This window comes from Bacteroides sp. 1_1_30, assembly GCF_020982715.1.
GTDB lineage: Bacteria > Bacteroidota > Bacteroidia > Bacteroidales > Bacteroidaceae > Bacteroides > Bacteroides xylanisolvens.
Genome location: NZ_JAJKHN010000130.1, coordinates 1 through 10513 on the forward strand (window position 1 = coordinate 1; position 10513 = coordinate 10513).

Below are 10513 nucleotides of genomic sequence, written 5' to 3' on the forward strand. Positions count from 1 at the left end.
AGATGTGTATAAGAGACAGGATAACGGGGAATCTTAAAAACTCAATCATCTTTTTCAGATTTGCCACAACGTTTCCAGAATACTCCATTATTTTATTCAAAACGGTACCGGCATGAACAAGATTCCCCTCTGTATCCTCTGCGTCCTCCTCTGTGGTGAATAAATGAACTTTATAAAGCGACTATTGTTTTCTTCAAACCTAAACTTTTAACGAATAAGCATTATGAAGATACAGACGGGACGAGGAACAATTCCTCTTATCACTTTAATTGCCATTTGGTCTATTTCGGCATTGACTTCATTGCCGGGACTCGCTGTTTCACCTATATTGGGTGACCTTACAAAGATATTTCCGAAAGCTACGGATCTGGACATACAGATGTTGACATCACTGCCATCATTGCTCATCATACCTTTTATATTGCTGGGTGGTAAACTGACGGAGAAAGTCGATTATGTCCGTGTATTGAAAGTCGGACTCTGGCTTTTTGCCGCAAGCGGTGTTCTGTATCTGATATCCAATCGAATGTGGCAGTTGATTGTGGTTAGTGCTCTGCTCGGCATCGGGTCCGGACTTATTATCCCTTTGTCTACCGGATTGGTTTCCAGATATTTTGTGGGAACTTATCGGGTGAAACAGTTCGGGTTGAGTTCGGCCATAACTAATTTTACGTTAGTGATAGCAACTGCCGTGACGGGCTATCTGGCAGAAGTCAGTTGGCACCTGCCTTTTCTTGTTTATCTTCTTCCGTTGGTTTCCATTCTGCTGGTGGGACATTTGAAAGAAGACCGGTCCGGAGAAGCCGCTTTAACGGCATCTTCTTCGTCTGATACTGCTACTACTACGGCGGCAAATGTAGCAACTGCGAATGCAGCGACGGTGACTGTGCCGGAGACGAGTTCAGCGGACGACAGCAAAGCTGCCCGACAGTCTGCCATAGACATTGAAGGCAGTAAATATGGTATTCACATCAAGCATCTGATAGAACTGATGCTTTTCTATGGGGTGATTACATATATCGTAATAGTAGTGATCTTCAATCTGCCTTTCTTAATGGAAAAGCATCATTTCTCCAGTGGTAATTCCGGACTGATGATTTCGCTTTTCTTCCTGGCTATCACGGCTCCGGGCTTCTGTCTGGATAAAATTGTAGGCTTGCTTAAAGAACGTACGAAGGCATATAGCCTGTTGTCGATGGCATTGGGACTATTATTAATCTGGATAGCTCCGATAGAGTGGTTGATTATTCCCGGGTGTATTCTGGTCGGTTTAGGGTATGGCATTATCCAGCCCATGCTTTATGACAAGACCACGCAGACCGCATTACCGCAAAAGACCACATTAGCTTTGGCATTTGTGATGATGATGAACTACCTGGCTATTTTGCTCTATCCCTTTATCGTCGATTTTTTCCAGTGGGTATTCCATACCCAATCGCAAGAGTTTCCGTTTATCTTTAATCTGCTGATTACTGTTGTCACTCTTTTCTGGGCATATCGGCGCCGTCATACCTTTTTGTTTAACGACCAATTGAAATAAAAAATGAAGAATAAGAAACTGGAAGCCAATCTTAGCATGGCCGTCTCGAAAGTTTTTAGCGGGTTAAATATGAATGCCCTGAAGTATCTTCTGCCTTTGTGGATGAGTCCGCTGACAGGAGCAACCCTTCGCTGCACGTTTGCAGCAGCAGCCTTTTGGGTAATCGGGTGGTTTATGCCTCCGGAAAAATCATCCGCCAAAGATAAATGGCTCCTTTTCCTGTTGGGGGCCTTGGGACTTTATGGCTTTATGTTTCTTTACCTGGCCGGATTGAGTAAAACGACTCCTGTTTCCAGTTCTATTTTTACCAGTCTCCAGCCTATTTGGGTTTTTCTCATGATGATATTCTTTTATAAGGAGAAGGCGACCACAAAAAAAATAATAGGAATTTCTATCGGTCTGATAGGAGCATTGGTTTGTATTTTAACCCAGCAAAGTGATGATTTGGCGTCCGATGCTTTCACGGGAAATATGCTTTGTCTTCTTAGCTCTGTGGTATATGCTGTCTATCTGATTCTTAGTCAGCGTATCTTGACTGCTATCGGAGCAATAACCATGTTGCGCTATACTTTTTCCGGTGCTGCTGTATCTGCTATAATAGTAACGTTCATTACGGGATTTGATGCCCCGGTATTCTCCATGCCGTTCCATTGGACACCTTTCCTTATCCTGATGTTCGTATTGATTTTCCCGACCACTATCAGTTATATGTTGTTGCCTGTCGGTTTGAAATATCTGAAGACAACGGTGGTTGCCATTTATGGTTATCTGATTCTGATTGTGGCAACTATTGCCTCCCTTGCTTTGGGACAAGACCGTTTTAGCTGGACGCAGACGTTTGCCATTATTTTTATCTGTATCGGAGTTTATTTGGTAGAAGTTGCCGAAAGCAAGGAACGATAAAAGTTTCTCCGTGTGGAACAGGTTGTTCCTCGGTGAGGAACACTTCGTTTCACACCGAGGAACACTTTGTTTCAAGGCATGGAACAAAAAAAGAGCGTCCTTCACAGAACGCTCTTGCTTATTTCATCATCATGTTTTATAGAGAGGAGTTGATCGCTTGTGCTATGGACTTGAATTCTTCATCCGACAATTTCAGTTTCGGATTCGAGAACAACATATCCGATTCCTTTTGAATAGGAATTAAATGAATATGTGCATGAGGAACTTCCAGTCCGATAACCGCTTCGCCCACCTTTTTACAGGGGAAAGCTTTTTCAATGGCACGGACCACTTTCTTTGCAAATACATGCATAGCAGCCAGGTCCTCATCGCTCAAATCGAAAATATAGTCTACTTCCTGTTTGGGCACCACCAATGTATGTCCCTTTACCAACGGATTGATATCGAGAAACGCAAAAAACTTTTCGTTTTCCGCCACCTTGTAGCAGGGGATTTCGCCTGCGATGATTCTACTGAATATTGTTGCCATAACTTTTATTGATAAATGAAGGCAAGCCCCACAAGGAGACCTGCCTTTACGTTAAATTGATATGTTTACTACTTCCAATGCAATTTTGCCTTGTGGAACAGTGATTTCGGCTACATCACCCACCTTCTTGCCAAGCAGACCTTGTGCAATCGGGGTGTTAACGGAAATCTTTCCTTCCTTCAGGTTAGCTTCACTTTCGGAAACGATGGTATAAGTCATCTTCATACCGTTCTTTACATTCTTCAGTTCCACTTTATTTAAAATCTGTACAGAATCTGTTTTCAGCTTAGATTCATCAATGATTTTTGCGTCTGCAATGGTAGCTTTCAATTTGTTGATGCGCATTTCAAGCATACCCTGCGCCTCTTTGGCGGCATCGTATTCTGCATTTTCCGACAAGTCTCCTTTATCTCTGGCTTCGGCTATTGCCGCAGAGATCTTCGGGCGTTCCACTGTTTCCAGTTCCTTCAGTTCCGCCATCAGTTTCTTGTAACCTTCTTCTGACATATAAGCCATGATGTTTTCCTCCTTTAATTGTTTTAAATGGTCATATAAACAAAAAAGAATTCCAACATGAGCCATGTTGGAACCCTCTTATCATTATTTCTTTGCAAAGATAGACTTTTAAGTGATACGTGTCAAGTGAAAAAAGATGCTATGTAACATATTTAAATGAAATATGCTAAATTATAACAACTTAGAGCAATGACTTGACAGCTGCTTCCAAATCCTTGATATCTTCGCCGCGAAGCTTTAATTCGTTGTTACGGTTAATCAAAAAGATAGATGGAACTTGACGAACATTATATACAGCTACGTTGGTAGAATATACTCCGTTTCCATCGCGTACACAAACCCAGGGAAGGTTGTCTGCCGCAGTTTTCCAGTAGTGTTCGTCCGCATCGAGAGATACTTGGTATATTTCCAGTCCTTGTTTTGCGTATTCATTATATAGTTCGCGAAGCATCAGGTTGTGAGGAGAACCGGCAGGCGACTGGAATACAGAGAAATCGAGCAATACGACTTTTCCTTTCAGGTCGGTCAGTTTGCGCACATTTCCTTTCACGTCACGCAGGGCGATGTCGATAATGCCGGTTTCCACAATTTTCTCTTGAGGAATCTCCAATGCTTTCGCCTGTGGCTGGCGCGTGTTCTTCATCCCCTTAATTACAATATTATAAAGGTTCTTGGAACGTACGGCATGAGGGAACGCATTGTTGAGGCTCGTAGCGACAGCAGCGAAACATTTCACATCATCTTTATTGTTCAACGGATCGAATATCAGATAATTATTGAGTTTCTGGAACAGGGCAAAGTAAGCGGCTGCCGTGTTGGGAGCAGCGAAAATATAGTTCACTTTGACATCTTCCTTGTAATTGTTGAGCAACGTTGCCAGACTGTCTTCAAATACATCATGCCCCATTCTGTTACTGCGTAAAGCTGCCAGCAAGTCGTCCACCTCTTTTTGCAGGCGGATCTGCTTCAGCGTCAGCTCTTTTATCTTGTTGCTGTTTTCCGAACCTTCCACCGTGTAAGTAGTGGAGAAATCCACATACGGCGCTTTGATCTGAATTGTTTCGATAGAATCTACAGAAAAATTGATGATTTTGTCGTCAATCCGCAAGCGATAAAATTCGGGTGATTCGGGACGAGGCTGCTTGAAACTGAATGTACCTTCCCCCTTCAGCTTCACTGAATCGAGTGGAACAATACCTTCCAGACCGGAAGCTTCGAGATAAAGCATTTTACCGTCGGCTCCTGATACATCCCCGTTCACCTGGAATTTAGGACCGGAACTACAAGCAGTAATAGTAAGTGCGGCGAGCGCTGCAAAAGTAACCTTTTTCATATAGTGTGTGTTATTAACGAGATGCAAATATACTTCTTTTCGAGATTAGTCAAAGCATTTTGCCGGGTTCTTCATCCTAATTTTGAAAAAAAATCAGTTCACCACTAACTTTTTACCTCATTTCCACCTGATTACCACGATAAATGTATATCTTTGCAGGAATTTTGAAAGAAAAAGTATAGATAAAACAATTTTTATGATTAACCCAATTGTTAAGACAATCGAGTTACCTGATGGAAGAACCATCACACTCGAGACGGGAAAGTTGGCAAAACAGGCAGACGGTTCTGTAATGCTTCGCATGGGCAACACCATGTTGTTAGCTACTGTTTGTGCCGCTAAAGATGCAGTTCCCGGAACAGATTTTATGCCTTTACAGGTAGAGTACAAAGAAAAATTTGCGGCATTCGGCCGTTTCCCTGGTGGTTTCACCAAGCGAGAAGGTAGAGCTTCTGATTATGAGATTCTTACTTGCCGTCTTGTAGACCGTGCTCTCCGTCCTTTATTCCCCGATAATTATCACGCAGAGGTATATGTGAACATCATCCTCTTTTCTGCTGATGGTGTGGATATGCCGGATGCATTGGCAGGACTTGCCGCTTCTGCAGCACTTGCCGTTTCAGATATTCCTTTCAACGGACCGATCTCTGAAGTGCGTGTAGCACGTATCGACGGTCAGTTCGTTATCAATCCTACTTTTGAACAACTGGAAAAAGCTGACATGGACTTGATGGTAGCCGCTACTTATGAGAACATCATGATGGTAGAAGGTGAAATGCATGAAGTATCTGAAGCTGAATTGCTGGAAGCAATGAAAGTGGCTCACGAAGCTATCAAGATTCATTGCAAAGCGCAGATGGAGTTGACTGAAGAGGTTGGAAAAACTGTAAAACGTGAATACAACCACGAAGTAAACGACGAAGACTTGCGCAAGGCTGTTCGCGAAGCATGTTACGACAAGGCTTACGCAGTTGCTGCTTCCGGAAACAATAACAAACACGAACGTTTTGCTGCTTTCGAAGCGATCCGCGAAGAATTCAAAGCTCAATTCTCTGAAGAAGAATTGGACGAAAAGGCTGCATTGATCGATCGTTACTACCACGATGTAGAAAAAGAGGCCATGCGCCGTTCTATCCTTGACGAAGGTAAGCGTCTGGATGGTCGTAAGACTACCGAAATCCGCCCGATCTGGTGTGAAGTAGGTCCTCTGCCTGGCCCTCACGGATCTGCTATCTTTACTCGTGGTGAAACACAGTCATTGACTTCTGTTACTCTGGGTACAAAACTGGATGAGAAGATTATCGACGATGTTTTGGAACACGGAAAAGAACGTTTCTTGTTACACTATAACTTCCCTCCTTTCTCTACAGGCGAAGCAAAAGCACAACGTGGTGTAGGCCGTCGTGAAATCGGTCACGGTCACTTGGCTTGGCGTGCTTTGAAAGGACAGATTCCTGCTGACTATCCGTATGTAGTACGTGTGGTTTCAGATATCCTCGAATCTAACGGTTCTTCTTCTATGGCTACCGTATGTGCCGGCACATTGGCATTGATGGATGCAGGTGTGAAGATCAAGAAACCGGTATCGGGTATCGCTATGGGATTGATTAAGAATCCGGGCGAAGAAAAATATGCTGTATTGTCTGATATCCTGGGTGACGAAGACCACTTGGGAGATATGGACTTCAAGGTGACCGGAACAAAAGACGGTATCACTGCTACACAGATGGATATCAAGGTAGACGGTCTGTCTTATGACATTCTGGAACGTGCTTTGAACCAGGCTAAAGAAGGACGTATGCATATCCTTAATAAGATTACTGAAACAATTGCTGAACCACGTGCCGACCTGAAAGAACATGCTCCACGTATCGAAACGATGACAATTCCTAAAGAATTCATCGGTGCTGTGATCGGCCCTGGTGGAAAGATCATCCAAGGTATGCAGGAAGAAACTGGTGCTGTGATTACTATCGAAGAAATTGATGGTATGGGACGCATCGAAGTTTCCGGAACAAACAAGAAATGTATTGATGATGCAATGCGCATGATTAAAGCAATCGTTGCTGTTCCTGAAGTAGGCGAAGTTTATAAAGGTAAAGTTCGTTCTATTATGCCTTATGGTGCATTTATCGAATTCTTGCCGGGCAAGGATGGTTTGCTGCACATCTCCGAAATTGACTGGAAACGTCTGGAAACAGTAGAAGAAGCCGGAATCAAAGAAGGTGATGAAATCGAGGTAAAACTGATTGATATCGATCCGAAAACTGGCAAATTCAAACTTTCACGCAAGGTATTGTTGCCAAGACCGGAAAAGAAGTAAGAAAGCGATAGCTTCTATATATAATGAAGGCTGTTTCAAATTTAATTTTGAAACAGCCTTCTTTTTTATTAGTATCCTCCGGAGTTGAACTGTTTTATATATAGAGTTAGTATATATTAGATTTATCCAGTTTATTAAAACCTTTAAAAAGATGAAAGACACCTTATTATATCCTCCCCAAAAAAGAATCGGAAAGTACCCCCATACTTCCCGATTCGAAACAGTCAAAAATCGACCTTAATCAATTTATTAACTTAACACGTCGCAAAGATATGAGAAAAATTTCTTTGAAAGAGCTTTTTTATTTAAAAAGTTTATGATACAGGCAAATATACCAGTTAATAAGGTCGTTTTTCTTGCTTTAAAACCAAAGCTTCACTCCTTTTAAAGGAACGACCCCTTCCTTTAAAAGGAAGAGGCCGTTGGTTCTAAAGAAATCTGGTGGGGTGTTTATATAGAAATTTGGATTAATGATTTTTCAATTATATAAATCCGTTTACAAGTTTGTTTTATACTCCTCTTTTATTCGTATTATGTGTGCTAAGTTCTTTTCCAGTAATTCATTTAGCTCATCATCCGAAAAACATTCTCCTAAATAGATCGTGCTTTCTGTTTCAAAATCAAATGATTCGTCGTCTTCATTCACAACAATCTCAATTTTTCCTTGTGCATCTGTAGAGATCACTGCATTGTATTTAGTCATCAATTCTTTGAGCCCTTTTATGAACCTGTATTCTTTGCTTGTCAATATTCTTTTCATCTTCACTTGCTCTTTTGTTTTGTTGCCCTTTCGTGCGGTAAAGTTCGTGATAATTTAACACATTATGCGCTGTTTGAAGTATTCATTTTATTCTATTTGTCAGGTTGTAATATTCCTTTTATCCATATTATCACATCTATTCGTTTTTTTCGTATATTTGCTTCGAGCGAAACTTTTCATTTGTATATTTGTTGGATTTTAAAAAGAAAGAAAATAAAAATGGAAACAGAAGAATTGACAATTGGGAGAGTCCATCACGGACGCAATATACGTCGTACCCGTATTGAAAAGAATATGAACCAGGAGGGTTTGAGTGAATTAGTACATCTCTCACAACCTGCTGTTTCTAAATATGAGAAGATGAAGGTGATTGATGATGAGATGTTGCAACGCTTTGCACGTGCATTGAATGTCCCTTTCGATTATCTCAAGACTTTGGAGGAGGATGCACAGACGGTGGTGTTTGAAAATAATACGGTGAATAATTCAGAACAAAGTGCAGGTGGGGCAAACATCAGCATGGGTATAGTTAAGTCTGATACCGAAGATAGTATTAATGATAGTCGAGTTAACAACTTCAATCTTATCGACAAAATCACTGAACTCTACGAGCGTCTTTTAAAAGAAAAGGATGAAAAGTATGCAGCATTAGAACGCCGTTTGCAGAATATTGAAAAAAGTCTGCAGAAATAAGAGACAGATAAATTGAAAGGAATCGCAATATGATGAAACAAATACCTTACGGAATAACTGATTTTAGCCGAATTCAGAAAGAGAATTATTATTATGTAGATAAGACAATGTTCATTGAAAAAATAGAGATGCAACCGCCTTATCTGTTTCTGATACGTCCTCGTAGATTTGGGAAGAGTCTGACTTTGGCTATGTTAGAGGCCTATTATGACGTAAATCATGCTGAACAGTTTGACGAGTTGTTTGGTCAGCTATACATAGGTCAGCATCCGACGAAGCTTCACAATCAGTTTCTCATCATGCGATTTAATTTTTCGGAAGTGAGTTCCAATGTCAACGAAGTAGAACTATCGTTTAAGCTACATTGTTGTAGCAAACTTAAAGATTTTGTCTTTAAGTATGAAGATTTGTTAGGAAAAGAAATTTGGGATGTTCTTGATGAGAAAATACAAGAAGAACCCGGTGCTTTTCTGTCTGCGGTTAATTCCTATGCTACCCGTAAGAAAAATATTCGTATTTATTTACTTATTGATGAATACGATAATTTCACCAATACCATTCTTTCAACTTACGGTACGGAGTTTTACAGGAAAGCAACGCATGGCGAAGGTTTTATTCGTGGCTTCTTTAACGTGATAAAATCTGCCACTACCGGAACCGGAGCTGCTCTTGAACGGTTGTTTATTACCGGAGTGAGTCCGGTGACGATGGATGATGTAACTAGTGGCTTTAACATCGGAACCAATATCACAAATGATTCATGGTTTAATGATTTGGTTGGATTCAGTGAGAATGAGTTGCGTGAGATGCTGGAATATTATAAAGAGCAGGGAGTACTTCAAGAATCTATAGATGAAATAGTTGCCATGATGAAACCCAATTATGACAATTATTGCTTTAGTGAAGATACATTGGAACAGTGTATGTTTAATTCTGACATGGCACTTTATTTTCTGAAATCTTTTGTACTTCATCATAAAAAGCCTAAAGAAATTGTAGACCCTAACATTCGCACTGACTTTAACAAGTTGGCATACTTGATAAAATTAGATCATGGATTGGGAGAGAATTTTTCTGTTATAAAGGAAATAGCCGAGCAAGGAGAGATTATTACTGACATTGTTACTCATTTTTCTGCATTGGAGATGACGGACCCCAGTAATTTCAAGTCTTTATTATTCTATTTCGGACTTCTTTCCATCAAAGGTGTAGATATGGTGGGAAGACCCATCCTGCATGTACCGAATTTAGTTGTAAGAGAACAGCTTTTTAACTTCTTGATACAAGGCTACATCAAGCATGATATCTTTAAAATAGACATGAACAAGATGAGTGCTTTATTTGAGAATATGGCTTTCAGAGGAGATTGGAAACCTTTGTTCGATTTTATCGCCAACGCTGTTCGTGAGCAAAGCCGTATTCGTGAATATATTGAAGGTGAAGCGCACATTAAAGGCTTCTTGCTTGCTTATTTAGGAATGTATCGTTATTATCAACTTTATCCGGAATACGAATTGAATAAAGGCTTTGCAGATTTCTTCTTCAAACCTAGTCTGTCGGTTCCCGTACTTCCTCCTTTCACCTATCTGCTTGAGGTGAAATATGCAAAAGCCGGTGCTTCGGAAAAAGAAATACGTGCCCTTGCTGATGAGGCGCGCGAACAGTTACTTCGTTATAGTGAAGATGAGCTGGTGGCAGAAGCCAAGGCGAAAGGTGAACTGAAGTTAATTACTATTGTTTGGCGTAGCTGGGAGCTTGTTTTATTGGAGGAGGTAACTCTTTCTTAAGAAATAAGTACCATAAATGTTATTGTAAGGTTTGCGGTTCATCCATTTTACCTAGGGATATTCCTAAAATAATAAAATTTAAGGCAACTAATTCATTGCGAGTTAGTTGCCTTTTTTGTATCTTTAAGC

General features: G+C 40.8%; 9 protein-coding genes. 5 read left to right on the plus strand and 4 right to left on the minus strand.

What is annotated here, in order from left to right; all coding sequences use genetic code 11:
* Positions 1–223 precede the first annotated feature (223 nt).
* Together LPH68_RS24205 and LPH68_RS24210 are read left to right on the plus strand one after the other, a co-directional pair.
* Positions 224–1540 (plus strand): MFS transporter, encoded by a 1317-nt coding sequence (locus LPH68_RS24205; protein ID WP_008026143.1) that lies wholly within the window; start codon positions 224–226, stop codon positions 1538–1540.
* A gap of 3 nt (positions 1541–1543) precedes the next feature.
* Positions 1544–2443, plus strand: coding sequence for a DMT family transporter (locus tag LPH68_RS24210; protein ID WP_004316636.1), 900 nt, complete (start codon positions 1544–1546; stop codon positions 2441–2443).
* A 136-nt stretch (positions 2444–2579) separates the two neighbouring features.
* On the opposite strand, the gene LPH68_RS24215 is transcribed toward LPH68_RS24210, so the two are convergent.
* From LPH68_RS24215 to LPH68_RS24225, 3 genes are all read right to left on the minus strand, one after another.
* Positions 2580–2972, minus strand: coding sequence for an HIT family protein (locus LPH68_RS24215; protein ID WP_004316638.1), 393 nt, complete (start codon positions 2970–2972; stop codon positions 2580–2582).
* Between the two features lie 51 nt (positions 2973–3023).
* Entirely contained in the window at positions 3024–3488 is a 465-nt protein-coding gene (gene greA, locus LPH68_RS24220) for a transcription elongation factor GreA (RefSeq protein WP_032811363.1), read from the minus strand.
* Between the two features lie 181 nt (positions 3489–3669).
* Entirely contained in the window at positions 3670–4821 is a 1152-nt protein-coding gene (locus tag LPH68_RS24225; RefSeq protein WP_004316642.1) for a TlpA disulfide reductase family protein, read from the minus strand.
* A gap of 196 nt (positions 4822–5017) precedes the next feature.
* Between LPH68_RS24225 and pnp the strand changes: the two genes are divergently transcribed.
* Positions 5018–7144 carry a polyribonucleotide nucleotidyltransferase gene (pnp, locus tag LPH68_RS24230; RefSeq protein ID WP_004311937.1) on the plus strand — a complete coding sequence of 709 codons (2127 nt, stop codon included), beginning with the start codon at positions 5018–5020 and terminating at the stop codon, positions 7142–7144.
* A 496-nt stretch (positions 7145–7640) separates the two neighbouring features.
* On the opposite strand, the gene LPH68_RS24235 is transcribed toward pnp, so the two are convergent.
* Complete coding sequence (locus tag LPH68_RS24235; RefSeq protein ID WP_008644935.1) at positions 7641–7904, minus strand: hypothetical protein; 264 nt, start codon at positions 7902–7904, stop codon at positions 7641–7643.
* A 219-nt stretch (positions 7905–8123) separates the two neighbouring features.
* Between LPH68_RS24235 and LPH68_RS24240 the strand changes: the two genes are divergently transcribed.
* Together LPH68_RS24240 and LPH68_RS24245 are read left to right on the plus strand one after the other, a co-directional pair.
* Positions 8124–8597, plus strand: a complete 474-nt coding sequence (locus tag LPH68_RS24240; protein ID WP_151923875.1) for a helix-turn-helix domain-containing protein — start codon at positions 8124–8126, stop codon at positions 8595–8597.
* A gap of 29 nt (positions 8598–8626) precedes the next feature.
* Positions 8627–10384, plus strand: coding sequence for an ATP-binding protein (locus LPH68_RS24245; protein ID WP_008018576.1), 1758 nt, complete (start codon positions 8627–8629; stop codon positions 10382–10384).
* The last annotated feature ends 129 nt before the right edge of the window (positions 10385–10513 follow it).

Coding starts and splice junctions, on each gene's coding strand:
- LPH68_RS24205 (WP_008026143.1), top strand. CDS start 224: ATGAAGATACAGACGGGACGAGGAACAATTCCTCTTATCACTTTAATT.
- LPH68_RS24210 (WP_004316636.1), top strand. CDS start 1,544: ATGAAGAATAAGAAACTGGAAGCCAATCTTAGCATGGCCGTCTCGAAA.
- LPH68_RS24215 (WP_004316638.1), bottom strand. CDS start 2,972: ATGGCAACAATATTCAGTAGAATCATCGCAGGCGAAATCCCCTGCTAC.
- greA (WP_032811363.1), bottom strand. CDS start 3,488: ATGGCTTATATGTCAGAAGAAGGTTACAAGAAACTGATGGCGGAACTG.
- LPH68_RS24225 (WP_004316642.1), bottom strand. CDS start 4,821: ATGAAAAAGGTTACTTTTGCAGCGCTCGCCGCACTTACTATTACTGCT.
- pnp (WP_004311937.1), top strand. CDS start 5,018: ATGATTAACCCAATTGTTAAGACAATCGAGTTACCTGATGGAAGAACC.
- LPH68_RS24235 (WP_008644935.1), bottom strand. CDS start 7,904: ATGAAAAGAATATTGACAAGCAAAGAATACAGGTTCATAAAAGGGCTC.
- LPH68_RS24240 (WP_151923875.1), top strand. CDS start 8,124: ATGGAAACAGAAGAATTGACAATTGGGAGAGTCCATCACGGACGCAAT.
- LPH68_RS24245 (WP_008018576.1), top strand. CDS start 8,627: ATGATGAAACAAATACCTTACGGAATAACTGATTTTAGCCGAATTCAG.